We start from the raw sequence: 23,915 nt of genomic DNA on the forward strand, positions 1-23,915 counted from the left end.
GCAAACTCTTTCTCACCGCTAACTACCTCAGGCTGATCGAATGAACCAAAAACTGGACCTGCTCGATAACGCCATGGACAGCCTGGAAGAGGCGCTGAAGAAGTACGCGGAGGGCGACAATGGCGATTTAAAAGCCTATAAGTTCTGCGTGCTTCACATGGCGCACTTCATAGAATTAATCTTCAAGCACCACATCACTGACAAACACCCTTTACTTATCTATGCAAACCCGTTTGCGCCCAAGATCGACCCCTTAACGGCCAAGACGATCGGGCTCTGGGAGGCCGTGAACTTCATCAACAACGAAGACGAAGGCGCTGTTTCTGGTGACTTCAAGAAAGACTTGGAGTGGTTGAAGCGGTTGCGCAATGACATTGAGCACCACAGATTCGAGCTCGATGTGACAGATGCCCGGATCACGATCGGACGCCTATTTCGCTCAGTGCTCGACTTCCTCGATTCCTACGGCGTTGTTGACGTAGAAGAACGTATGCCCGAAGCGACTAGGGCTATCTTCAAGGTTCTCTCGGACGAATACGAATTCAAGCTTCACGACGCCGTAAAGAAAGCTACGGAGATCGAGGAAGCGAGTGATAACCCGATGGACCCAGACGCCGACCCTGTACGCCTGGGATGTGAGGCCTGCGGCAACGACACCATGGTTGTCAACAAAAACTCGAAGACCGGGTATCGATGCACGTACTGCGACAACGAGGAGGGCGACAACCTCCCCGCCGACTGCTCAAACTGCAGCGCCCGCCTGACGTTCGGCGAGCTTGCGAACTGGTCCGATGATTTCGGTGGACATGAACTGCGCTGCTATTACTGCTCTGGGCGGTACGCTGCCGATCGAGATCGGGACTGATCATCTCGCGTAAAGCGTCGAACCTCTGGATACACCGAAGACACCATGAATACATACGTCAAGACGCAGGATAGTCACCTCGAGCCGCATAAGGGTCTGCGTCGTCAATCCGATCACGTCCATTCCGACGCCGCCAACAGTGGCGCTTGAACATGCCATCGTCGCGTTGTGTGAACTCAAGCTGGCCGTCGACGGCTACGGGCGACAGTATGCTGGCCAAGCGTTCCTAAACGACTGGATGGGCAGCGATGGCAAATCGCGCTTTCGATGGGTAGAAGTTCGCAAAAGTGGTACTTCCATTTATCGATGGAGCGAAACCAAAGCGGAAGGCCTTCAAGGCTCGCGTTGATCCGCACCATGTGCGCGGAGCTAGCATAAGCGGCGCACCGGACCATATCTCAGAAGCGGACGTTCCGGCCCGCATTGCGAAGTACGCAGATGACTTTGATAGTTCGAACAAGGCCGAATACGCTTGGATCGAACCCCTGGGACTTCTGATAGCGCACGAGGGAAAGCACCGAGTGGCATTTATGCGAGCGCATGCTCAACCAGTATTGCAGCTTGGGGGACGTCCTATTCGTACCCATCGCCCGATCGACTGATGTTGCTGGATCCTGGACAACGCCGTGAATGGGCTGTCGAGCTGGACAGGAAATACTTATAGGTATCGAAGCGAGCGAGTGCAGTCTTTGAAAGCAGATGAACTTCCCGATCATTCGCCTGTGCTAGGCAGGAATCTCTTGGCCGCATTGTTGACGCTTGCCGCCCGGCTCGGCCTGCAAGCCTGGCAAGGCTTGCCAAACATGGTCGGTAGCCTCGCCGCTAGTTTAATCGGCGCCGGAATTGGACTTAGTTATTCTGCGGAGGTTATTCGGTTCAAAGGCCGACGCTTCCTTCGAAGCAGCAATTGATGTAAAAAATTCCCACCTCTGGGCGCTCTAGTCCGCTTGAAGTTTTCGCAGCACTTCGTTCATGTGCAGCACGAAAGAAGCCGTCGCGGTCAACGATTCCTGACTTTCTTGTTGTTTAAGGATTCGTCCGGTATGAGCTACGTCATTCCGACGCCGCGCTGACTCTTGGAATTTGGCCCAGTATGGCAGCCGCGTTACATCGTCACCGGTCAACGACGCGTAAAACTCCCTGATACGAGGGTTTGCGAGGCTATACCCGTTGAGGAACGCAAGCATAGCTTCGGCCATATGGGGAAAGGAACTCCTGCCAAAGGCGGCGTCAATTACGCGACTTGTGGCCACCTCGCATGCCATGTGGGCCACTAACACCGCGAGGCTATGCTTGCCGGCCGAAAGTAGTGAATGCGCCTCTTCGATCAGAAGATCGTGATGCGGTACCACTCTAGCCGAAGTCTCGGAAGTGAGCGATATCGTCGAGGTTGCAGATAGGCTGATCAGTCGCGCCGTGCTACCGCATTTGGGGCACGGCACGCGATGCTCTGGCTTGGTCGATGACAGCTCGTCGATAGTGGTGTTGCACGCCACACACCTTAGCGGCTCTTGCGTTACTTGACTGTTCATCCAGCTTTCCTGGCATGTAGGATGGGCGTTACTAAATGGAATCGGGCAATCAGGATCTGGGCCGGATTATCCCCGATACACAGCCTAGCGCTCCGACTAGCCATTCTGTCCTGCTCATGCCAGCACTACCACCTCAATACGTCTTGCTTCTGGGTGACCTCCCGGTCATCCGGACTAACGCGCGTTGGAGCATGTTGAACGCCCAAGTGCGTCGGGTGGGTTGAACGCCATCGTGTAAGAACTCATCAGGTGCGCATATGTGCGGCGCAGGGCAAGCCTGTGACCCAGGTCGTACTGATCCCCATCGGGCGGCAATTGCAGGGTGGTGAGCCCGGCGTAAAAATCGGAGGTCGTCATGGGGTCAACTGGACGATTAGATCGCGTACGGACCGGGTGAAGGCGGGTGACTCGGGATCGTTGGCGGAGGGTTCAGCTGTAACTCTTGGAACACGGGATCGAGTGCAAACTGGAACACGGCGGCGAGGCTGATTGAACGATCCATGTTGTAGATCGGGCCGTTTAACACGGACGTGAAGCCCCAACGATTTGTTGGCTGGTTACGACAACCCGGCGACGCCCAGTATTTCTGCGCCTGGCCCAGCAGCCCGTCCTCTTCAAAAGCCAACTCCGACGCGAGAACCGCCCAGCCGCTTTGGCTGAGCAACGCGGCGTACCGCTCCGCTGCTGCCATGACGGCGGACGGTGCGACTTGCATGCTGTTGCAGACCCGGATGAAAGTCTCGAATTGCAGCGGACTCTTACCTGCTTCGACTTTCGTCCAAGCGCTAGGCGTTTTGCCGATCCAGTCGGCGACCTGCGCCTGATGGATGCCGCGCTCCGCGCGCACTTCGCGGAGAAGGATCACGCAAATGCTGGTGATCGTGGTTATTTTTGGTTCGTCGATCGTCATAAGGCTGGCTTCGTATGGCTTGGATAGGAGCCGTTAGCGTACCATGCCTAATTCCTATTGGGAATACTGTAGTTCCCCACAGGAACATTCGAGTTTCTGATCCGCAGCATGTGACCGTGACTTTGCGGGTCATTGCTCCCCGATGGCAAGAGAAATAGCTTACGGCATTTGTGGTCTTGCCGGATCCCACACCGGCACTATCGCGATGGTCGCAGGCGCATCCGCACACTATGACAAGACCTTACGGTACAGTTGGTACCGCCCGGCGAGGCACACCCAGCGATGCACTTCCCGCGCGGGCGGACCGTCGTAACCGTCGAGCTTTTCGTCGAGCCGATGGATGTTGCGGGTATCTGAGGCTCTGGCAGTTCGCCCGCACGCAAGAGCCGCAACGATCGGACGCAAGTCCGTCATCGCGCTGCTCAACTAAGCGGGACGCTTGGGCCACGACCACTGAACAAAAGCGATGCGAAAAGCGGTGGCCGCAAGTAAGGGTTGCTTCGTGCTGACCCAGTTCGATTACCTGAACGACCGCTTCGGAGCTACGCGGCTGACTCCTTTGGATCGAACCTGTCTTTCATCTGCGAGGCTGTTAGAAAACAGCCGCTTGGCTCCAGTGATATCGCCAGATAGAAGCGGCGTTAGCCGATGATTAACCGCATTGCACCACTACAACGCGCCTCAATACCCCTGGCCTCTTTCAATAAACGCATCAGCCCCGACATGAAATCGCTGCATCAGGGCGGCGATCTGACGTGTGTTGAATGTCCTTCGGACAGCCAGTATCTCGGAAATCACGCTTTGGCTGCCAACTTCGGGCAGGTCTGACTGAGTCAACCCGTGCTGGTCCATGAGGAAACGCAATACATCGCGTGGCGATGAAGCAGGAATGGCATGGTGGTCGGCTTCGTATTCATGGACTGCTGCAGTAAGGAGATCCAGCAGGTCCGCCAACGGACGCGTCGCATCTTCTCGCGCGGGCATGTCCCGGGTTTCGTGGAGAATCGCCTCGATCAACGCCAAGGCTCCCCGATATGCAGGGTCCGTGCGAAGCAACCCAATCCCAGGGCGCGTCCTTCTCATTCTCATGCAGTAGGCAGAGTGCTCGAAAGCTCCTACGTGGATCGCGAGGGCGGCACACGATGGCCGGCAGCCCCCGAGTTTCCGATTGATCTATTGCGCTTGAGCGCTCAAGATGAGCCGGCGGTGGTTGCCGCACCAGGAACACAGCCACCTCTCGAGCCGTCGCATTACGAAGCGTCGGAGCGAGTTCTCTTCATCAACCAATCCTTCGGGGCAAGACATGACTGCAAAACTGGCTGGCAAAGTTGCTTTCGTTACCGGCGGGAGCCGCGGCATAGGCGCGGCGATCGTGCGGCGATTGTCCGACGATGGAGCAGCGGTGGTTTTCACTTATAAGGGGTCGGCCGAGACGGCCAATGCCTTGGCCGCGAGCATCGAGCAGAAAGGTGGCCGTGCGCTGGCGTTGCAGGCCGATGCGGCGGATGCCGTGGCGGTCAGGGGGGCCATTGATAAGGCCGCAGCCCAGTTCGGGAAAGTCGATATTCTCGTGAACAACGCGGGCATAGCGGTGTTGGGACCCGTCGACGACATCTCGCTGGAAGACTTCGACAAGATCATTCAGGTCAACGTACGCGCGGTTTTCGTGGCGATAAAAGCGGTGTTGCCGCATATGGGCGAAGGCGGTCGTATCGTGAACATCAGCAGCTGCAATGCGGAGCGGATGCCCTTCCCGGGTGGCGCTGCGTATGCGATGAGCAAGTCAGCGTTGCGGGGGCTGGTGCAGGGGCTGGCTCGGGACCTGGGGCCGCGCGGGATCACGATCAACAATGTGCAGCCCGGGCCGGTGGATACGGACATGAATCCTCAATCCGGCGACTTTGCTTCGACGCTGCACGGATTGATGGCGATTCCCAGGCATGCGCATGCGGAAGAGATCGCCGGAATGGTGGCATATGTCGCAAGCCCGGAGGCGGCGTTTGTCACCGGTGCGGGCCTGACTATCGATGGCGGCTTCAACGCCTAGTGTTGCGCCGGCCCGCCCCGTCGCAGCGCCCGCGACACAAACCCGGAACGCGGGATGCAGCGGCTGCGTCAGCCGGCGGGAAGCCGGTTCATTTCGTCGACCAATTGCCGGCCGTGCAGGATGGCGGCGTCGACCGCGCGGCGGGGCGTTGGGACCGCACCGCCCTTCGCGAATTGCGGCACGCCATGCGCGGACGAGACCGACCCTTCATGGCGTATGACGAGTAGCGTGGCGGTGAACGCAGGCTGGTTGCTGGCGGTCTCTCGTTTCACGATGGCGCTCAGCCGATAGCCTTTATAGACGGAGTTGTTTTCCATATCAGATCCTTGTATCGAAGCGGCGAGTCAAACGCCGCAACAAACAAAAAAGCCCTCGACCGAGGGCTTTTTTTCACAGCATGCGGATATTCGCGGTTTGCGGCCCCTTGGGGCCTTGTCCTATCGAAAAAGTGACTTTCCAGGGGTCTACGGGCATGGCCGCCCCCGGTCCTTCGATGGCGGAGTACTCCGCGTAGCGGTCGCTGCCGCCGGCGCCCGGCATGATGAATCCGTGGCCCTTGCCGGCGTCGCCGCGGCTTCCGATGTCTGTTTGCATGCGCTTTCCTTGAGACGGAAGGGATGCCCCCTTCAAGCGGGAGATCAAGGAAAGGACTTTGGACAATGAAGCGCGCAGGCGCAGGATGGAACAAATCGCGGTACTTGAGTCTTGGATGCAATGTGAGCCACGCGAGGATCGGTGTCAAGGAAAGACTCATGGGGACGTAGCCGTCTTTGGTTACCGCGTGTGCCAGGGCCCTGAACGACAAACTTTCTATGCATGAGGAAGGCAGTGCGCGGCCGTGGCCCCATTAGGCACGCCGCCCGCGGGCATATCAAGATGTGATGGCTCGCCACAAATTCAGCATTGGACTGGGGTAGCCGGCCTCCATACACTCCTATCAAAACTACAGCCGGCAGACGGCAATAAGGCGGAGACGGTTATGGACAGGCATAACAAAACGGCATTGGTACGCGCCGAACGTCCGGCAGGGGATCGGGTGGCTCTCGGCCATCCGCGCAAGCGCCTGCATCCCAAACATCCATAAATCCTGACGATCCCGTCGAGGCCCGCCTGGCAACGTCCCGGCGGCCATCGGCCACGCCCGGTTCGCCGACCGGCGCCACAACGCAACGAGGAGACAAGCATGGGACTGCGCTTCATGGAGCACATCCTGATTCTTACCCACGATCCGGAAGCCACGCGCGACTGGTTCTGCGACAACCTGGGGTTTCGTAACGGCTATCACCCGGAATTTGGATTCCCGGTGTACTGGCTGTACATCGGCGACCAGGACGTGGTTCATATCGGCAAGGCGCGTCACTCCGAGCATCAGGACACTTATCTGCGCACGCCTGGCGATAAGGAGAGCGACGACTACTCCGCTGGCGGCGCGATGGGGTCGGGACGTATCGATCATGTGTGCTTCAACTGCGAGAACATTAACGAGTTCATCGAGCGGTTGACGCGCAATGGGGTCGACTTCAGCGAGCGCAAGGCGCACAACTCCGATCTGTACCAACTGTTCATGCGCGAGCCTGTCAATGGCATCAAGGTGGAGCTGAATTTCTCGGCGGAAGAAGCCGTGAAGGCCGGGCGTGTGCCGAGCTGGACGGACGCGGGGGCCAACGCCGCCAGCAAAGCCGCCAATAAGGCCGACGCCGCAGCGTCGGCCAATAAATAAGCGGAGCCCGAGCTATGCCGATTTATCCAGAGCTGTCGGGCCGCAGCGTCGTCATTACCGGCTCGGCCGGTGGTATCGGGGAACAGGCGGCGCGCGCCTTCCACGCGCAGGGCGCATGGGTGTTCCTGATGGACATCCAGGCCGACGCCGTGCGGTCGATCGCCAGCTCGCTGGGCGAGCGGGCGATGGGCATAGGAGTGGACATCACCGACGAGAAGCAGGTGCGGCAGGCCTTCGATACCGTGCTATCCACCGGTCACGGACTGGATGTGCTGGTGAATTGCGCCGGCGGCTATCGCAAGCTGGTGACGGTAGAGCAGATGGACCTGGAGGAATGGGAGCGCACGGTGGCGCTGAACCTGCGCAGCGTTTTCCTGTGCTGCCGCGCGGCGATCGCGCCGCTGAAGGAATCCCGCGCCGGCCGCATTATCAACGTCACGTCGATCTCGGGCCGTACCGTGCATGCGGCCTCCTCCCCTGCGTACGGCGCGGCCAAGGCAGGCGTCACGCAGCTGACGCGCTTCCTGGCCTACGAGCTGGGGCCGCATGGGATCACCGCCAATACCATCGCGCCGCTGACCACGGTGACCGCGCGGGTCGCGGCCCTGCGTTCGAAGGAAGACCTGGACCGCATCGCGGCGCAGGTGCCCCTGCGCCGGCTCGCCACGCCGGACGATCATGTGGCCGCGATGTTGTACCTGGCTTCCGATGGCGCGTCCTTCGTATCGGGCGTGAATCTGGACACCAATGGAGCACGAGTCATGTTGTAGCCAGGCGCGGCCATAGACGCCACTTCGGGACAGTCCCCGCCAGATGGGACGCCCACCCCAAGAACGAGGAGACAAAGATGCACCCATACCAAATGGTCTACCGGCGCCTGCGCGCCGTTGTGGCCGCGTCGCTGTGCGGTAGCACGGCCGCACTGCTGACGCTGGCGCCCGCGTCGGCCCACGCCCAGGCTTACCCGCAACGCCCCATTACCCTGGTGACACCGCTGGCCACCGGCAGCGCTTCCGATCTGGCGCTGCGCATCGTCGCGGAACGCCTCGCTACGCCGCTGGGACAATCCATCGTCGTGGAAAACCAGACCGGCGCATCCGGCGCGATCGGCGCCGAGAAGGTCGCGCGCGCCGCGCCGGACGGCTACACGCTGTGCGGTTGCAATAACGCCATCCTGAGCGTGCTGCCGCACGTCCGCAAGGTCAGCTATGACCCCGCCACGCAGTTCCGGCCGGTAGGCATGGTGGCCGTGCTGCCCACGGTGCTGGTGGTGAACCCGTCGCTGCCCGTGAAGACCGTCCGTGAGCTGGCCGACTACGTCAAGGCCAACCCCGGCAAGGTCTCTTATGCGACGGGCGGCGTCGGCAGTCCGCAGCACATCGCCATGGCGATGTTCGAAGCCGGATCCGGCATCAGGATGATGCATGTTCCGTACAAGGGCGCGAGCCCGGCAGCGGTGGGCGTGGCGGGCGGCGAAGCGCAGGTGATGTTCAACGCCATCGGTACGGTGCTGCCGTTGATCAAGGCCGGCAAGCTGCGGCCTATCGCCGTGGCGGGGGCGCAGCGTACGGCCATCCTGCCGGATCTGCCGACGGTGGCGGAGTCGGGCGTGCCGGGCTACGACTATGCGTCGTGGATCGGCATCGTGGCGCCCGCGGCGACGCCGGATGCCGTGGTAGAGCGTCTGTCGAAGGAATTGACGCAAGTGCTGAAGGCACCTGGCACGGTGGCGAAGCTGGCCGAGAACGGCATCGATCCCTTGGTGATGACGCCGCGTGAGATGACCAAATACATGGCCGACGACAACAAGCGCATGGCGACCGTGGTCAAGCAGGCGGGGATGGAGACGGAATGAGCGGCACAATGAAGTCCCCGGCGGCCCAATGGCGCGGGCGCCAGTTCCATTACCAGCCGGTCGCCAGCCATGTGCATCCTTTCCTGGTGGATCTGTGGGATGCGGTGCGCGAAGAGACAGCCGGCCGGCTCGATATCGAAGTCGTTGCCGATAACGGCGGGCTGAAGAAGTCCCATCTGGAGATCGTCGATGCCGTGATCGGCGGGGATATCCAGTTCTACGCGCTGATGGGCAGCATACTGGGGCCGCTGGCGCCGGCGATGAATGTGCAGAGCCTGCCCTTTGCCTTCCGTGACAACGACGATGTTTATCGTGCGATGGACGGGGCTTTGGGCGATGCCTTGCGTGCCGATCTGGCGGCGCGTGGACTGTACCTGATGCCTCATGGGCTGATGGAGAACGGCTTTCGCCATATCGCTACCACGGGCCGCGTGATCAATGACGCCGGCGATCTGGAAGGCCTGTCGATACGCATACCGGAAGGCAAGGTGTTCGAGGAGACCTTCCGTACGCTGGGCGCCAATCCCGTGCCGCTGTTCGTGCTGGAGCTGTATGACGCGCTGAAGACGGGGAAGCTGCAGGCGCAGGAGAACCCGCTGGCGATCATCGATTCGCTGCGTCTGCACGAGGTGGTCACGCACGTGTCCATGACCTCGCATATGTGGTCGGGCTTCAACATCATCGGCAACCTGCCCTTCTGGAATGACCTGCCTGAAGACGTGCGGGAAATTGTGCTGCGGAATGTGAAGCTGCACGTCGGGCGGCAGCGCACGCACACCATCGCGTTGAACGAGGCCCTGGCCGAGACACTGCGCGAACGCGGACTGCGGTTCAACACGGCGGATACCGATAGCTTCCGGCGGAGGCTGGCCGGCGGTTTCTACCGGCAATGGAAGGATGAGCTCGGTACGCGCATATGGGGTCTGCTCGAAGCAGAAGTCGGCAAGCTGGGCTGAGCGGTCCGCTGCCGAGCATTTCCATAACGAGGGGAAATTCTTATGACGACATCGATATCGAGTCGTTCCGCGCCACGCCGCCGCGTGGCCGGCCTTTTGCTCGCCACGGGGTTCGCGCTGGCGACCGCCACCGCATATGCCCAATCGGGCTGGCCGAACAAGCCTATCCAGGTGATCGTGCCGCTGCAGGTCGGCAGCGCGGCCGACGTGGCCACGCGAGTGGTGCTCGCCAAAATGGGCGAGAACATGAAGCAGACCTTCATCATCGAGAACCAGGCGGGTGTGTCGGGGCTGCTGGGCGCCGAGCGTGTCGCGCGCGCCGCGCCGGATGGCTATACCTTGGGCGGGATCACGGACAGCGTGCTGAACTACGCGGTGAATCTCAGCGACAAGGTGAACTTCGATCCGCTGAAGGATTTCGCGCCGATCAGCCAGATGGCGAATATCTCGTGGGTACTTGTGGTCAATAGCGCTTTCCCCGTCAAGAATCTGGCGGACCTGTTGTCGAAGGCGCGGGCGCAGCCCGGCAAGATCGACTATGCGACCGGGGGCACCGGCAGTCCGCATCACATCGCCATGGCGCTGTTTGCCTCCAGCGCCGGGGTGACGTTCGCGCACGTTCCCTACAAGGGCGCGACGCAGGCGACGACAGATGTGGCGGGCGGGCAGGTGCCGATGATGTTCTCGGCGGTGTCGGTCGCCCTGCCCTTCATCAAGGACGGCAAGCTGCGGGCGCTGGCGCAGCCCAATGATCGGCGCTCTTCGCTATTGCCCGATGTGCCCACGTTCGCCGAGGCGGGCGTGAAGGAGTTCCGGTTCTCGACCTGGCTCGGTTTGTATGCGCCCAAGGGGACGTCGGCCGACATCGTCAAGCGGTTGAATGCGGAGGTTGCGAAGGCGGTGGCCGATCCGGGCGTGAAGGAACGTCTGGTCGGGTTGGGGCTGGATCCGGTGGCCTCCACCCCGGCGGAGCTGGGCACGCTGACGCGTGAAGGATATGCCCGCGTCGGGCAGGCGATACGCAATGCAGGGATCAAGGCGCAATGAGCATGAGTGATTCGACGATACGGACGGTCGGCATCGCCGGACTGGGGCTGATGGGGACCGCCAGCGCACAACGGCTGGCGCTGGCCGGTTTCGAGCTGAGAGGGTATGACGTGGATCCGTCCCGCAGCACGCAGTTCGCCGGTGCTGGCGAGGCAGGCCGCGCGGCGGTGCAGTCGCTCGCGGAGCTGGCGGTGCAGTGCGACGCCATCGTGCTGGCGGTGTTCGATACGGATCAGGTCGAGCAGGCGCTGTTCGGGCCGGCGGGCATCGTGCAGGCCGCACAGGCGGCGGGCCACCTGCCTACGATCGTCTGCATCAGCACATGCGATCCCGACCGCATCGCCGTGGTGGCGCAGCGCTGCGCGGGCGAAGGCGTGCCTTTCGTCGAGTCGCCGATCTCCGGTACCAGTGCGACGCTGGCCAAGGGCGAAGCGGTCGGACTGGTAGCGGGACGCGACCGGGACCTGACGCTTGCCGCGCCGGTATTGGATGCACTGTGCGCACGCCGCTATACGATGGGCGCGCCGGGCAACGCCGCACGCGCGAAGCTGGCCGTGAACCTGGTCCTGGGCCTGAACCGCGCCGCCCTGGCCGAAGGCCTGCAATTCGCCGGCCAGCTCGGCCTGGACCCACAGGACTTCCTGTCCGTGCTGATAGGCTCCGCCGCCTACTCACGCGTGATGGAAGTCAAAGGCCCCGCGATGGCGCAACGCCGTTTCGACCCACCGCAAAGCCGCGTGGACCAAAGCCTGAAGGACTTCCGGCTGATCCTGGAACAAGGTCAGGCTCGCGCCCAGCACCTGCCCTTCGCCGAAGTCTACGTGCGGATGCTGGAGGACTGCGTCGCGCACGGCGAAGCGCAGTTTGACAATGCTGCGATCATTGAGGCGATAGGCAGGTCCCGGCGTTGACCGGGAACACTTTACTGATACACAGAAATCGCCTCAGTGTCGGGTAAATCCATTGCCTTATCCTCGGCTATCCCACCGCGCGCCGCTTATGGCGCACCTCTACTCCGCCGCGGCGTTTGATGACGAGGACGTCCGGGTGAGGCATTTGCAGCCCATCTACCGTGCCGCGGTATAGCAGGCACGCGAATACCCATAGGCCCAGGGTCATTGGCAACATGGTGACGGCGGTGTCCTGTGCGAGGGACATGCGGGTTTCCTTGATGCGGGCGGCGGTGTCGATGCGATTCAGGAAGTAGGTCGGCGTAAACGGCATGGCGATTCCTGCATATGGCCGCCACTTTACAGGCAACGCGCCGGCGAAAGTCCAGGCGGGCGCGCTGTCGTGGTCGGAAGGTCGCCGCAGTCTATCCGACGTCGTGGAGGGTCAACAACCACTCCTCAGGTCTCGCTCCACTCTCTGAGCAGGTTGTGATAGCACCCCACCAGCTTGCTGCGCGCGACGGCATCGGCCTGGGTTTGATTCAAGCGCTGGATGGCGTTGTCCATGTCGTAGAGCAGGCTCCTGCGGGCGTCTTCGCGGATCAGGCTTTGGACCCAGAAGAAACAGCCCAGGCGCACGCCGCGGGTGATGGGTGTGACCTGATGCAGGCTGGTGGCGGGATAGACAACCATGTCGCCGGCGTCGAGCTTGACGCTGTGCAGGCCGTAGGTGTCGTGGACCTGCAATTCGCCGCCGTCGTATTCGCTGGCGTCGCTCAGGAATAGCGTGATGGATACGTCGGTGCGGACTTTGCGGCCCGTGTGCGGGTGGATGCGCACGCCGCCGTCGACGTGCGCGCCGAAGGTCATTCCCTCGCCGTAGCGATTGATCATCGGCGGGTAGGCCACGTTGGGCAGGACGGCGCTGATGAACGCGGGATTGCGCTCGACCGCGCCCAGCACGATCTGCTGCACGTGGTGAGCGACTTCGGAGCGTTCGTCGATCTGCTGGTTGTGCTTGACGGCCGCGCCCTGGTAGCCGGCGGATACCCTGCCGTCGACCCATGCGTCGCCCGCGTTGTCCAACAGGCCACGGATGGCCTGGATCTGCGTGGCGTCGAGGACTTTCGGGATGGTGATCAACATGGCTGTCGTTCCGCTCGCCTTCGCCTGCTCGCCGCCGCCCGGCGCGGCGATTCGTCGGCTTATTGAACGTGATAACTGACCGTCAGCATGGCGGTGCGGCCCGTACCCGGCACCGCGCGGCCACCGTCCGACGGGATCAGCGCATCGTAGTACTTTTTGTCGAAGATATTGAACAGGTTCAAGCGCACGTCGTACTTGGGTTGGTGCCACGCCAGCGTGCCGTCCCAACGGGTATAGCCGCCGACCTGTACCGCATCGGTGTTGGCGGCGTAGCGCGACGAGGTATACACCGCGCCACCGCCCACTTCCCAGTTCTGCAGGAATTGATACGTGCTCCAGAAATTGAAGGTGTTCTTGGGCGTATTGGCTGGCGTGTTGCCTTGCGTGCCGTCCTTGGCGGCGGTGATCTCCGCGTCCAGATAGGTATAGGCCGCGTACAACTGCCACTGCCTGGTCAGGTGCCCCGACGCGCCGGCACGCACGCCGTTTACGCGCACGGTGCCGTCCAGTTCGTACACGCCCGGGCTGATCTGGGTGCGGGCGTTTTCCTTCTTGATCTGGAAGATCGCCGAGTTCAACGACAGGTTGCCGTCGAACAGATCCCATTTCCCGCCCGCCTCGTAGGAGCGGTTCTTTTCCGGCTCCAGCGTGTCCTGGCCTACCGTCGCGGTCAGCTGCTCCAGCGACGGATTGAACGATGTGCCGTAGGAGATGTAGTACGACTGCCCGTCGCTGGGCTGCCAGATGGCGCCGCCGCGCACGCTGGTGTAGTGCACCGTCTGGTCCGCATTGGTGGGCGTGGTACTGCGCGGAATGGAGTTGGTGACCGTCGCCTCATAGCGGTCCCAGCGCAAACCGCCCACCAGCTTGAACTGCCTGGTCAGTTCAATCGTATCGTTGGCGTAGATGCCCACTGTGTTGGCGGAGCCGGTCGCGAAGTTGCCGGGCACCTCGGGCAGATCGGCTGACGTGTGCCGCGGGTCCACCATCTGTGTGCAACCCACGAAACCGGTGTTCAACGTGAGGCCGTCGCACGTACCTGTGCGTGAGTAGGCCTGGTTGCTGTAGTGGTCATGCCCCAGCTCCACGCCGGTCAACAGGTTGTGCTTGATCGACCCGGTGTCGAATTTGGTGCTTAACTCGGTCTGGTTGAAGATCGACTCGTCGTGGATGACGCGGTCATGGCTTTGCTGCAGGATCCACAGATCATCGAGCGGGAGGTTCGTAACGTTGCCGGCAGGCAGTTGCCGGAAGCCATTGGGGCCCAGCGTGCCGACCGCCTGCGGCGCGGTTTCGCGGGCATCCGTGCGTACGTTGTTGTATTGGGTCTGGTTGCGCAGCACGGTGTCGGGCGTGAACTTGTGCTGCACCGACGCGTTCAGCATCGCAATGTCCTGCACGGTACGGTCATCGTGGAAGCCGTAGGCCGTATTGCGGCTGACGCCGGCGGGATGGCCGTTGACCGACTGCACGCCGTAGTCCGGCATGTCGTCGTTGTGCTGCAGTAGCGCGGACAAAGTGATCTCTGTCGGCGTGCCGATGCCGAACTTGAACGAAGGCGCCGCGCCGAAGTCCTTGACGTGCGATTGATCGCGCGTCGTCGCGTCGCCGTTCTGGGTCATGCCGTTGAAGCGGAAGGCCGAGGTATCGGACAACTGCATATTGGTATCGACCGTCGAACGCACCAGGCCGTTGGTCGTGACCGACCCGGTGACGTCGGTGAAATCCGCCAACTTGGGTTTCTTGCTCACCTGGTTGATCACGCCGCCGGTGGAGCCGCGGCCGAACAGCATGGACGACGGCCCCATCAGCACTTCCACTTCGTCGAGGTCGAAGGTATCGCGGTAGTACTGGGCGCGGTCGCGGAAGCCGTCCAGATAGATGTCGGTGCGTGCCGAAAACCCGTTCAGATAGATGTTGTTGCCTATCGTGCCGCCTTCCGCGGCGCCCAAGGTGATGCCGGCCACGTTGCGCAAGGCATCCTGCAGGGACGTCGCGCCTTGTGATTGCATCAGCGCCTTGTTCACTACCGTCACGGACTGCGGCACGTCGTGCAGGTCGGTGCCGAGGCGTGGCAGCGACGATTGTTCGGTGTTGAAGTCATCCACCGGCGCATCGCCGTTCACATGCACGGTTCCCAGCGTCGTGGTAGACGCCGGCGCGTTCGCAGGCGCCGGCGTACCGGGCGCGGCGCCTTGTTGCGCGATGGCGGGAAGGGGCGCGGCGAATACGGCCAGGACTGCGGCGGCGATCGGGGTTAGCTGCTTCATGTAGGCGGGAATGGTGAGTGGAAGAGGCGCGCCGGATGACGCCGGCATCACATCGCCGATGTCGCGCATGGCCCAAAACGACGCGAATGCTAACTATTCCCAATCTCGTTAGCAAAATCTTTTTCAAATCTGTCGATGGGCTGTGATCGCGCTGTCTGAAGGCTGAACGCTGGACTGCCCTAAGCCCGCGGCGCGAGGGCAAAGCCGTGCATGGGCCGGCAAATCGCCTCAGGCCTCGAACAACGAGCGCTCGTCGGCGAACAGCCGCAGCAGATGATCGGCGACCGTCCTGATCGCCACGTTGTTGCGATCCTGCCTTCGAGTGAGAAGGTAGATCTCGCGCGGCTCGGGCACGGGTTCAAGCCGGCATTGCCGCAGATCCGGCTGCTTGCGGCCGATGTAGTGCGGCAGGACCGCCAACCCGGCGCCGGCGCGCGCGGCGGCGGCTTGGGCCACATGGTTGTTGGTCTTGAATGCGACTCGCGCGGACGGATGCGTGCGCGCCAGCCATACGGCTTCCGGGATGTCCGCATTGACCTCGTCGAAACCGACGAAGACGGGATCGGCGCCCGCTTCCACCCGTTCGCACACGGCGGCCGTCCCGTACAAGCCGTAGGCCATGGTACTGAGCTGCCTGGCGACGAAGTCGCCATCGACGGGACGCCCAAGGCGGATCGCGATGTCGGTTTCGCGGCGTTCGAGGCTGACGGCACGCAGATCCGTAGCCAGGTCGATATCCAGGCCAGGATGCAGAACGGGCAGTGTCGCCAGGCGCGCGACCAGGAACCCCAGCGATAAGGCGGGCGGCGCGTTGACGCGGACCAGCCCCTTGATCGCGTCGCCTTCCCCGCCGCGCCCCAAGGTCAGCACGGCGGCCTCCATGTCACCCGCTGCGGCCAGCGTGCGCGTTCCGGCCGGGGTCAGTATGTAGCCTTCCGGTCGACGCTCGACCAGCTTTTCGCCCAGCGTCGCTTCCAGCGACTGGATGCGTCGCGCGATGGTCGCGTGATTGACCGATAGCGCGCGCGCCGCGCCGGACAGGCTGCCATGGCGGGCCAGCGCCAGGAAGACGCGTACGTCCTGCCAATCCACCTCTGTGCGTTTTTTCTCAGCCATTGAGCGCGAATAGCGAATTCCGCGGAAACGGACAGGAGCTTAGGCTACGTCCATCGCCAAATCAACACGGAGATCGACATGCGCGATACCACGCTGAGCCTGACGCTGGTGGGCGGGCCGACGGTCCTGATCGAATACGGATCCATACGCCTGCTGACCGACCCGACTTTCGATGCGCCCGGTCACTACCACCTGCCGTCAATATCTTTCGAGAAAACATCCGGGCCGGCGCTGACCAGGGATGAAGTGGGCCGCCTGGACGCCGTGCTGCTCAGTCACGACCAGCATATCGACAACCTCGATGTCTCGGGGAGGGCGATGCTGGGCAGCGTGGGCAAGACTTTCACCACCAAGTCGGGCGCGGAGCGGCTGGGTGGCAACGCGATCGGCCTGGCGCCTTACGAAACGTGCACTTTGCACGGCGAAGACGGCGAAACGCTGCTTGTGACCGCCACGCCAGCCCGGCATGGCCCTATCGGGATCGAACCGATATCCGGCGACGTCGTGGGTTTCACGCTGGGCCGCCAGCAACCCGGAGATCTGCTTTACGTCACGGGCGACACCGTTTGGTACGAAGGCACCGCGGAGGTGGCGCGCCGGTTCGACCCCAAGGTCGTGATTCTTTTCACCGGCGCCGCCGAACCGCGCGGCCGCTTCCATATGACGATGGGCAGCGAAGGCGCCATCGAAGCAGCCTATGCCTTTCCGCGGGCGGCGCTGGTTTCCGCGCATTCCGAAGGCTGGATGCACTTCAGCGAAAGCCAGGAGCAACTGGCCGACGTTTTCGAGAAGCTGAACCTTGCCGGCCGGCTGACAGCCTTCGACAAAGGCACGCCGGTGCGCTTTTCCATCCCGGCCTGATCGGGCCGACCTTGACGAGGAACATCATGAGTACGCAAGCTAAAGTCGCGATTGTCACCGGCGCATCCCAAGGTATAGGCGCCGGCATTGTGCAGGCGTATCGGGACCAGGGTTATGCCGTGGTCGCCAATTCACGCAGTATCAAGGCGGACGCGGACCGGGGCGTTATCGCCGTTCCCGGCAATATCGCCGATCGATCTGTCGCGCAGAATGTCGTCGCCGCCGCGCTGGCGCATTTCGGCCGCATCGATACGCTGGTCAACAATGCGGGGATTTTCGTCAGCAAGCCCTTTACCGACTACACGGAAGAAGATTTCGCCAACGTCGTGGACGTGAACCTGGGCGGATTCTTTCACGTTACGCAGTTCGCGTTGCGGCAGATGTTGAAGCAGGAACGCGGGCATATCGTGCAGATCACGACGGCGCTGGTCGAACAGCCTTTGTCCAACGTGCCGGCGGGTTTGGCGTCGCTGACCAAAGGCGGGCTGGCCGCGGTGACGCGTGGCCTGGCTATCGAGTATGCGCGGAAAGGCATACGGGTCAATGCAGTGGCGCCCGGCATCATCAAGACGCCCATGCATGCGCCGGAAACGCATGAGTTCCTGAGCGGCTTGCATCCGGTGGGACGGATGGGAGAGATCGGCGACGTCGTCGATGCGATCCTGTATCTGGAGCGGGCCGGCTTCGTGACCGGCGAGACGATCAATGTGGATGGCGGCCAGCACGCCGGCCGCTGGTAGGCGCCGGGTGAACAGGCGCACAAAACATTTCAGGAGACGGCCATGCCGTATGTGAACATCAAGGTGACGCGCGAAGGCACCGCGCCGGGCGCGTCCGCCACCACGCCGGCGCAGAAGGCGGCGCTGATCAAGGGTGTCAGCGAGCTGCTGCGCGATGTGATGGGGAAGCCGCTGGACAGCACTTTCGTGGTGATCGACGAAGTGGACATGGACAACTGGGGCGTGGGCGGCGTGCCGGTGCGGGAATACCGCAAGCGCTCGCCCTGAGGTCCCTCACTCGCCCTTGATGGCCGCCTTCTGGATCACCTCGCTCCACTTCTTCATCTCGGCATCGATGAACCTAGCGAAGTCGGCGGCGTTGCCGGGATATGGCTCCATGCCTTGCGCCAGCAGCTTGCGCTGGATGTCGGCGTCCTTCAGCGCGGCGTTGATCTCGGTATCCAGGCGGCTGACGATGGGCGCCGGCGTGCCGGCGGGCGCCAGGAAGCCGTACCAGCCCGACGCCACGACATTGGGCAAGCCTTGTTCACGCAGGGTGGGGGCATCCGGGTAGATCTTGCTGCGTTCCGCCGAGGCCACGCCAAGGACCCGCAGCTTGCCGGCCTGGATGTGCGGCAGCGCCGCGGTGATCGCGGTCAGCGTACCGTCCAGCCTGCCCGCGAGCAGATCGGTATAGGCGGGAACGTCGCCACGGTACTGGACGCTGATACCCTTCACGCCGGCATCGCGCAGGAACAGCTCGGCGGCCAGATGAGGCAGCGAACCGGTGCCCGGCGTGCCGAACGTCAGCCCGTTGGGCAGCGACTTGCCGTAGGCGATCAGCTCCTGCGCCGTCTTGGCCGGGGATTGCGCATTGACCACCAGGAACAGGGGCACCGTGGCCGCCATCGCCACGGCCTGCAGATCTTTGCGCGGGTCGTAGCCCAGCTTGCCGTACAGGGCTTCCAGGGTCGAGTACGGCGCGGCGCCATACAACAGCGTGTAGCCGTCGGCGGGAGCGTGGGCCACGTATTCATTGCCCAGCCGGGTGCCCGCGCCTGCCTTGTTCTCGACGATGAAGGACTGGTTCAGGCGCCGGCCCAGGTATTCGGCGAACAGTCGTGCCGACAAGTCGTTCGGGCCACCGACGCCGTACGGCGAAATGATGCGGACCGGCCGGGCGGGCCAATCGCCCTGGGCGAACACGCGCGGCGCAACGCCGCTGTACAGGCCCGCGGCCGCCGCGCCCAGCAGGGCCCGTCGGGTGATCTTCATGGTGGTCTCCTGATTATTGGAATAAGAACTGCCGACCCGCCGTCATTGGGAGGACGACGGGACGCGAGCTTGGAGACGCGATGATAGAGGCGGCCAACCTATCAGGACAAATTTCATTTTCTTGATGACTTAAAGGTTAAAGTTATAAGTTGGATTGCCCGGCGGCGGCGGGACGGTGGCGGTCGCGATAGTGCGTCCGGGCCCGCGGGATACGCCCTGGGCCGGACGGTGGCCCATCAAGCAAAGGAGACTCGATGGCAGTCGAAGTAACGCTCAGGCAGTTGCGCGCCTTTCTCGCCGTTCTGGAATGCGGCAGCTTTTCCGAGGCGGCGGACGCCATGCATCTTTCCCAGGCGGCATTGAGCGGGCTGGTCAAGGAGCTGGAAAGCCGGCTGGGCGTGCGCCTGCTGGACCGCAATACGCGCAGCGTCAGCGCTTCCGCGGTGGGCAGCGCATTCGAGCCCATGGTGCGGCGGGTGCTCGCCGACCTGGACGAGGCCCTGGAGGGCGTCAGCAATCTGAAGGAGCTGCGGCGCGGGCTGGTACGCGTCGCGGCGCCGGAACCGCTGTCCTGCACCTTGCTGCCGGAACTGATCTCCGGCTACGGCAAGGCCCACCCCGGCGTCGAGGTACGTTTCGACGACGTTCCCATCGAACAGGTACTGGCCAGCCTGCACAACGGCAGCGCCGACATCGGCTTCGGGCCCGCCGGCGTACTGACCGACGATGCCATCGAGGCGCACGTGGTCCGGGCCGATCCGCTCTGGGCGGCCCTGCGGCCGGACGACCCGCTGGCGGACAGCGAGTCGGTAAGCTGGAAAGAGCTGCGCGACCGGCCCTTGGTCAACTACATGCCCAACCTGGCCGTGAACGTCCTGGCCAATATTCCGGCTCGCAATCACCCGCGCGAGATCTTGTCCGTGCACCGGGTGAATACGGCCCTATCGCTGCTGCGCGTGCGGCCCGGCTATGTCATCTGCCCCGCCATGGCGCGTTCCCTGGTTGAAGGCTTTGGCCTCGTATTCCTGCCGGTGCTGCAGCCCGTCGTAACGTGGCGCATCGCCATTTTCGTGCGGCCGCGAAGCTCGATCTCGCCGGCGGTGGAGCGCTTCCTGGACTTTACGCTGCGGTATGGCAAGACCGATGATAAATAAGATTAGGTTATAGAAAATTCAGAAAACACAGTTTGTCTGATAAGACAGCCACGGGTATCTTGGCCGGTCTCCGGAGACACGCGGCGCGCACAACCCTACATCGATAGCGCGCCCACCCTGCCTCGGCATTCGTCCCAAGATCCCATGACCCTGCCAGACCTAGACTCTTTTCTGTCGCCACGCTCCATCGCCATCGTCGGCGCTTCGTCCAACCGCAGCAAGATCGGCGCGGTGCCTGTCCGCTATCTGGTCGAGCACGGCTACGACGGCCAGATCTATCCCATCAATGCGCGCGCCGAGGAAATCGAAGGCCGGCGCGCCTACGCGTCGCTGAAGGCCGTCGAAGCGCCCATCGATCTGGCGATCTTCGCCATCCCCGCCGCCAGCGTCGACGCGGCGCTGGATGATGCCATCGCCGCCGGGGTACAGAACATCGTCATGTTTTCCGCGGGCTTTGCCGAGATGGGCAAGGACGGTGAACAGGCGCAGGCCGCCTTCGCGGCCAAGGCCAATGCGGCGGGCATCCGCGTGCTGGGCCCCAATTGCCTGGGCTTCATGAACGTCGCGCGGGCGGTCTATGCCACGTTTTCGCCCGTGGTGGGCACCGGTTCGAACAAGCCCGGCCATGTCGGCATCGTCAGCCAGAGCGGCGCCTTCGGCGCCTATGCCTACGCGATGGCGCGCGAACGCGGGCTGGGATTGTCGGCATGGGTGACCACGGGGAATGAATCGGATATCGGCGTGGCCGACTGCATCGCCTGGATGGCGCGCGACCCCGCCACGCGGGTGATCATGGCGTATCTGGAGGGCTGCCGTGACGGCCGCAAGCTGCGGGAAGCGCTGGACCTGGCGCGCGCCGCGGGCAAGCCGGTGGTCGTGGTCAAGGTCGGCCGCACCGAGCTGGGCGCCATTACCGCGGCGTCGCATACCGCCGCGCTGGCGGGCGACGATGCCGTCTTCGACGTGCTGTTCCGCCAGCATGGCGCCTATCGTGCGCGGACCATAGAGGAATTCTTCGACGTGGCGCACGGGCTTGCGGTGGCGGGGCTGCCGCCCAATACGCAGGTGGGCCTGCTGACGGTGTCGGGCGGCGTCGGCGTCATGATGGCCGATGAAGCGGCCGACGCCGGGCTGGATGTGAACGAACTGCCGGCCTCGGCGCAGGCCATGATCCGCGCTCGCGTGCCGTTGGCGGCCACGCATAATCCGGTCGACATTACGGGCCAGGTGACGGCGGAGCCTGATCTGCTGGAAGCGACGGCGCGCGCCATGCTGGGCGAGGCGGGCCATGGAAGTCTGCTGATTTTCCTGGCGGCGTTCGGCGCCACGCCGGCCATGCAGGCCTTGCAACAGCAATTGGCGCGCGATCTGAGGCGTGATTTTCCGGGGCGGCTGGTGGTATTCAGCACCTTGGCCGATGCGGCCCAGCAGCGCGCGCTGGAAGACGCCGGCTGCCTGTCTTTCACCGATCCGGCGCGGGCGATACGCGTCATGGCGGCGATGCGGTTTTTCCTGCGCGACCGCGAGCGGGCCGCGCGGCAGGCCACATCGGCGCAATCCCCGGCCGCCCCTGCCGGCGCGGCGTCGGCTGCCGTGCGTCACGGTCCGTACAGCGAGGCCGACGCGCTGGATCTGTTGGCGGCATCGGGCCTGCCCGCCGTGCCCTTCCATCGCGCCCACAGCCGCGAAGACGCCATCGCCGGCGCCCGCGCGCTGGGCTTCCCGGTCGTCATGAAAGTGCTGTCCGCCGACATTACGCACAAGAGCGATATCGGCGGCGTGGTGCTGAACATCCGCCAGGAGAAGGAAGCCGGCGCAGCCTATGACCGCATCATGGCGGCCGCCGGCGCCGCCGCTCCCGACGCACGCGTGGACGGCGTGCTGGTCGCGCCCATGGTGCGCGGCGGTGTCGAATGCATACTCGGCGCGCGGCGCGACCCGGCGCTGGGCGTCGTCGTGATGCTGGGCTCCGGCGGCGTGAACGTCGAACTGCTGGGTGACGTTACCTTCCGCCTGGCGCCGGTCGATCTCGACCAGGCTCGCGACATGATCGACGAGCTGAAGACCGCGCGGCTGCTGCGCGGCTTCCGCGGCGCTCCGCTGGCGGATGCCGAGGCGTTGGCACAGGCCATCGTGCGCCTCTCGCATTTCGCGCTGGCGGCCGGCGACACCCTGGAATCCGTGGAGCTGAACCCCTTCGTCGTACTGCCCCAGGGCCAGGGCGCACTGGCCCTGGACGCCGTACTGATCTCGACTCAAGCATGAATACCGACATCATGAGCCCCAATATCCCGGCCTCCGCCGTCCCGGCCGAGGTACGCCAGACCGTCCTGATCACCCTGCCCCTGTTCGAGATGGCGCGCATGCGCGCCGCGAACACCGCGCGCAAGCATCCGGTGCAAGGCTTTGCCGGCGACAGCCCCACGTCCCGCATGCGCTGGCTGAACCAGTTCACCCACACGCGGCGCCTGCGCGGTCCGGACGACAAGGAAGTCGTCACGCCGAACAACGACACGCTGTTCACCAATGCCTGGCTGGATCTATCCGCCGGCCCGCTGGTGATCGACGTTCCGGCAATGGGCAATCGCTACTGGGTGCTGGGCTTCCTGGACGCCTGGACGAATCCCTGGGCCTATGCCGGCCGCCGCACCACCGGCGGCGACGCGCAGCGCCTGTTCGTGCATGGCCCGCGTTGGCAAGGCGTCGTGCCCGACGGCATGCACGAGATCAGCGCGCCCAGCGACGACGTCTGGGTGATCGGCCGCATCCTGGTCGATGCGACCGCACAGGACCAGGCGCAAGTGCATGCGCTGCAGGACCGGTTCGCGCTGCGGCGCCTGGATGGGTCGCCGGCGCTTTCGCGCATCGATACCCTGATCGACGACCGCGGCGCCGGCGTGCCGCAAGCGGCCGAATACCAACGCGTCGTGGACGCCATGCTGGCGCGCAATCCTTCCGCGCATCCGCTGCCCGCGTGGCCGGTCGCGCCCGGATTGCTGCAGGAAGCGCTGACCCAGGTGTACACGGAGCTGCGCGACGTCGCGCAGGCGTCGGAGCTGGGCGGCGGCTGGACCACCGCGGTCAGCGTGCGCGACAACTTCGGCGACGACTTCCTGACCCGCGCCCGCGTGGCGCGCAACTGGATAGGTACGCTGGGCATCGAGGAAGCCATGTACATCATGGCCGAGGTCGACGAACAAGGCGCGGCATTGAGCGGCGCGCATCGCTACGTGCTGCGTTTTCCGCCGGGCGGCCTGCCCGATGTTGCCTCGTTCTGGTCCATCACCCTGTATCGCCGCAGCGACTGCCTGCTGGTGGCGAATCCCATCGGCCGCCACTCCATCGGCGATCGCACGCAAGGCCTGCGGTACGACGAAGACGGCGGCTTGAGCATCCGCATCCAGGCGGACGATCCCGGGGCGGGACACAACTGGCTGCCCGCGCCGGCGGGCGCGGGCTTCTATCTGACGCTGCGCCTGTATACGCCGGCAAAGCCCCATCTGGAAGGGACCTTCGCCTACCCGCCGGTACGGCGCGCGGACTAAGGAAGGA

General features: G+C 63.4%; 24 protein-coding genes. 14 read left to right on the forward strand and 10 right to left on the reverse strand.

Going from position 1 to position 23,915, the window contains the following annotated elements:
* The first annotated feature begins 40 nt into the window (after positions 1–40).
* Positions 41–865, forward strand: coding sequence for a hypothetical protein (locus ACNA0R_RS08005; protein ID WP_415825416.1), 825 nt, complete (start codon positions 41–43; stop codon positions 863–865).
* A 938-nt stretch (positions 866–1,803) separates the two neighbouring features.
* Here ACNA0R_RS08005 and ACNA0R_RS08010 read toward each other — a convergent pair.
* The 3 genes from ACNA0R_RS08010 to ACNA0R_RS08020 form a co-directional block, all read right to left on the reverse strand.
* Positions 1,804–2,397: a zinc ribbon domain-containing protein gene (locus ACNA0R_RS08010; RefSeq protein ID WP_415825417.1), complete on the reverse strand. Its 594-nt coding sequence runs from the start codon at positions 2,395–2,397 to the stop codon at positions 1,804–1,806.
* A 373-nt stretch (positions 2,398–2,770) separates the two neighbouring features.
* Positions 2,771–3,307: a helix-turn-helix domain-containing protein gene (locus ACNA0R_RS08015; RefSeq protein WP_415825418.1), complete on the reverse strand. Its 537-nt coding sequence runs from the start codon at positions 3,305–3,307 to the stop codon at positions 2,771–2,773.
* Positions 3,308–3,988: 681 nt separating this feature from the next.
* Positions 3,989–4,330: a helix-turn-helix domain-containing protein gene (locus ACNA0R_RS08020; RefSeq protein WP_415825419.1), complete on the reverse strand. Its 342-nt coding sequence runs from the start codon at positions 4,328–4,330 to the stop codon at positions 3,989–3,991.
* A 280-nt stretch (positions 4,331–4,610) separates the two neighbouring features.
* On the opposite strand from ACNA0R_RS08020, the gene ACNA0R_RS08025 reads away from it, so the two are divergent.
* Entirely contained in the window at positions 4,611–5,354 is a 744-nt protein-coding gene (locus ACNA0R_RS08025) for an SDR family oxidoreductase (RefSeq protein ID WP_415825420.1), read from the forward strand.
* A 68-nt stretch (positions 5,355–5,422) separates the two neighbouring features.
* On the opposite strand, the gene ACNA0R_RS08030 is transcribed toward ACNA0R_RS08025, so the two are convergent.
* Together ACNA0R_RS08030 and ACNA0R_RS08035 are read right to left on the reverse strand one after the other, a co-directional pair.
* The gene (locus tag ACNA0R_RS08030) at positions 5,423–5,671 is read right to left on the reverse strand and encodes a hypothetical protein (protein ID WP_415825421.1); all 249 of its coding nucleotides are present in this window, start codon (positions 5,669–5,671) and stop codon (positions 5,423–5,425) included.
* A 73-nt stretch (positions 5,672–5,744) separates the two neighbouring features.
* Positions 5,745–5,948: a cold-shock protein gene (locus ACNA0R_RS08035; RefSeq protein WP_415825422.1), complete on the reverse strand. Its 204-nt coding sequence runs from the start codon at positions 5,946–5,948 to the stop codon at positions 5,745–5,747.
* Positions 5,949–6,537: 589 nt separating this feature from the next.
* Here ACNA0R_RS08035 and ACNA0R_RS08040 point away from each other — a divergent pair.
* From ACNA0R_RS08040 to ACNA0R_RS08065, 6 genes are all read left to right on the forward strand, one after another.
* Entirely contained in the window at positions 6,538–7,074 is a 537-nt protein-coding gene (locus ACNA0R_RS08040) for a VOC family protein (RefSeq protein ID WP_415825423.1), read from the forward strand.
* 14 nt (positions 7,075–7,088) lie between these two features.
* Positions 7,089–7,844, forward strand: coding sequence for an SDR family NAD(P)-dependent oxidoreductase (locus ACNA0R_RS08045; RefSeq protein ID WP_415825424.1), 756 nt, complete (start codon positions 7,089–7,091; stop codon positions 7,842–7,844).
* A gap of 77 nt (positions 7,845–7,921) precedes the next feature.
* The gene (locus ACNA0R_RS08050) at positions 7,922–8,929 is read left to right on the forward strand and encodes a Bug family tripartite tricarboxylate transporter substrate binding protein (protein ID WP_415825426.1); all 1,008 of its coding nucleotides are present in this window, start codon (positions 7,922–7,924) and stop codon (positions 8,927–8,929) included.
* The gene (locus tag ACNA0R_RS08055; protein WP_415825427.1) at positions 8,926–9,885 is read left to right on the forward strand and encodes a TRAP transporter substrate-binding protein; all 960 of its coding nucleotides are present in this window, start codon (positions 8,926–8,928) and stop codon (positions 9,883–9,885) included. Before ACNA0R_RS08050 ends, ACNA0R_RS08055 begins: the two co-directional genes overlap by 4 nt.
* 42 nt (positions 9,886–9,927) lie before the next feature.
* Positions 9,928–10,932, forward strand: a complete 1,005-nt coding sequence (locus ACNA0R_RS08060) for a Bug family tripartite tricarboxylate transporter substrate binding protein (RefSeq protein WP_415825428.1) — start codon at positions 9,928–9,930, stop codon at positions 10,930–10,932.
* 2 nt (positions 10,933–10,934) lie between these two features.
* On the forward strand, positions 10,935–11,843 hold the full coding sequence (locus tag ACNA0R_RS08065) for an NAD(P)-dependent oxidoreductase (RefSeq protein WP_415825430.1): 909 nt from the start codon (positions 10,935–10,937) through the stop codon (positions 11,841–11,843).
* A gap of 67 nt (positions 11,844–11,910) precedes the next feature.
* Here ACNA0R_RS08065 and ACNA0R_RS08070 read toward each other — a convergent pair whose 3' ends face one another.
* The 4 genes from ACNA0R_RS08070 to ACNA0R_RS08085 form a co-directional block, all read right to left on the reverse strand.
* Positions 11,911–12,156 carry a hypothetical protein gene (locus ACNA0R_RS08070; RefSeq protein ID WP_415825432.1) on the reverse strand — a complete coding sequence of 82 codons (246 nt, stop codon included), beginning with the start codon at positions 12,154–12,156 and terminating at the stop codon, positions 11,911–11,913.
* A gap of 125 nt (positions 12,157–12,281) precedes the next feature.
* Positions 12,282–12,968, reverse strand: a complete 687-nt coding sequence (locus ACNA0R_RS08075; protein WP_415825433.1) for a Fe2+-dependent dioxygenase — start codon at positions 12,966–12,968, stop codon at positions 12,282–12,284.
* Positions 12,969–13,027: 59 nt separating this feature from the next.
* Entirely contained in the window at positions 13,028–15,238 is a 2,211-nt protein-coding gene (locus ACNA0R_RS08080) for a TonB-dependent receptor (RefSeq protein WP_415825434.1), read from the reverse strand.
* Between the two features lie 228 nt (positions 15,239–15,466).
* Positions 15,467–16,354, reverse strand: coding sequence for a LysR family transcriptional regulator (locus ACNA0R_RS08085; RefSeq protein ID WP_415825435.1), 888 nt, complete (start codon positions 16,352–16,354; stop codon positions 15,467–15,469).
* A 78-nt stretch (positions 16,355–16,432) separates the two neighbouring features.
* Between ACNA0R_RS08085 and ACNA0R_RS08090 the strand changes: the two genes are divergently transcribed.
* Genes ACNA0R_RS08090 through ACNA0R_RS08100 form a run of 3 tightly spaced genes read left to right on the forward strand, consistent with a single transcriptional unit; the run spans position 16,433 to position 18,222 of the window.
* Entirely contained in the window at positions 16,433–17,215 is a 783-nt protein-coding gene (locus ACNA0R_RS08090) for an MBL fold metallo-hydrolase (RefSeq protein WP_415825436.1), read from the forward strand.
* Between the two features lie 26 nt (positions 17,216–17,241).
* Positions 17,242–17,955: an SDR family NAD(P)-dependent oxidoreductase gene (locus tag ACNA0R_RS08095; protein WP_415825437.1), complete on the forward strand. Its 714-nt coding sequence runs from the start codon at positions 17,242–17,244 to the stop codon at positions 17,953–17,955.
* A 42-nt stretch (positions 17,956–17,997) separates the two neighbouring features.
* Positions 17,998–18,222, forward strand: a complete 225-nt coding sequence (locus tag ACNA0R_RS08100; RefSeq protein ID WP_415825438.1) for a tautomerase family protein — start codon at positions 17,998–18,000, stop codon at positions 18,220–18,222.
* Positions 18,223–18,228: 6 nt separating this feature from the next.
* Here ACNA0R_RS08100 and ACNA0R_RS08105 read toward each other — a convergent pair whose 3' ends face one another.
* Complete coding sequence (locus ACNA0R_RS08105) at positions 18,229–19,209, reverse strand: Bug family tripartite tricarboxylate transporter substrate binding protein (protein WP_415825439.1); 981 nt, start codon at positions 19,207–19,209, stop codon at positions 18,229–18,231.
* A gap of 254 nt (positions 19,210–19,463) precedes the next feature.
* On the opposite strand from ACNA0R_RS08105, the gene ACNA0R_RS08110 reads away from it, so the two are divergent.
* From ACNA0R_RS08110 to ACNA0R_RS08120, 3 genes are all read left to right on the forward strand, one after another.
* The gene (locus tag ACNA0R_RS08110) at positions 19,464–20,363 is read left to right on the forward strand and encodes a LysR family transcriptional regulator (protein ID WP_415825440.1); all 900 of its coding nucleotides are present in this window, start codon (positions 19,464–19,466) and stop codon (positions 20,361–20,363) included.
* Between the two features lie 144 nt (positions 20,364–20,507).
* Positions 20,508–22,628, forward strand: a complete 2,121-nt coding sequence (locus ACNA0R_RS08115) for an acetate--CoA ligase family protein (RefSeq protein WP_415825441.1) — start codon at positions 20,508–20,510, stop codon at positions 22,626–22,628.
* Positions 22,625–23,908: a DUF1254 domain-containing protein gene (locus ACNA0R_RS08120; protein WP_415825442.1), complete on the forward strand. Its 1,284-nt coding sequence runs from the start codon at positions 22,625–22,627 to the stop codon at positions 23,906–23,908. The genes ACNA0R_RS08115 and ACNA0R_RS08120 overlap by 4 nt, the downstream gene beginning before the upstream one ends.
* The last annotated feature ends 7 nt before the right edge of the window (positions 23,909–23,915 follow it).

The sequence above is a fragment of the Bordetella sputigena genome, from assembly GCF_965137885.1.
GTDB classification, from domain to species: domain Bacteria; phylum Pseudomonadota; class Gammaproteobacteria; order Burkholderiales; family Burkholderiaceae_B; genus Bordetella_C; species Bordetella_C sputigena.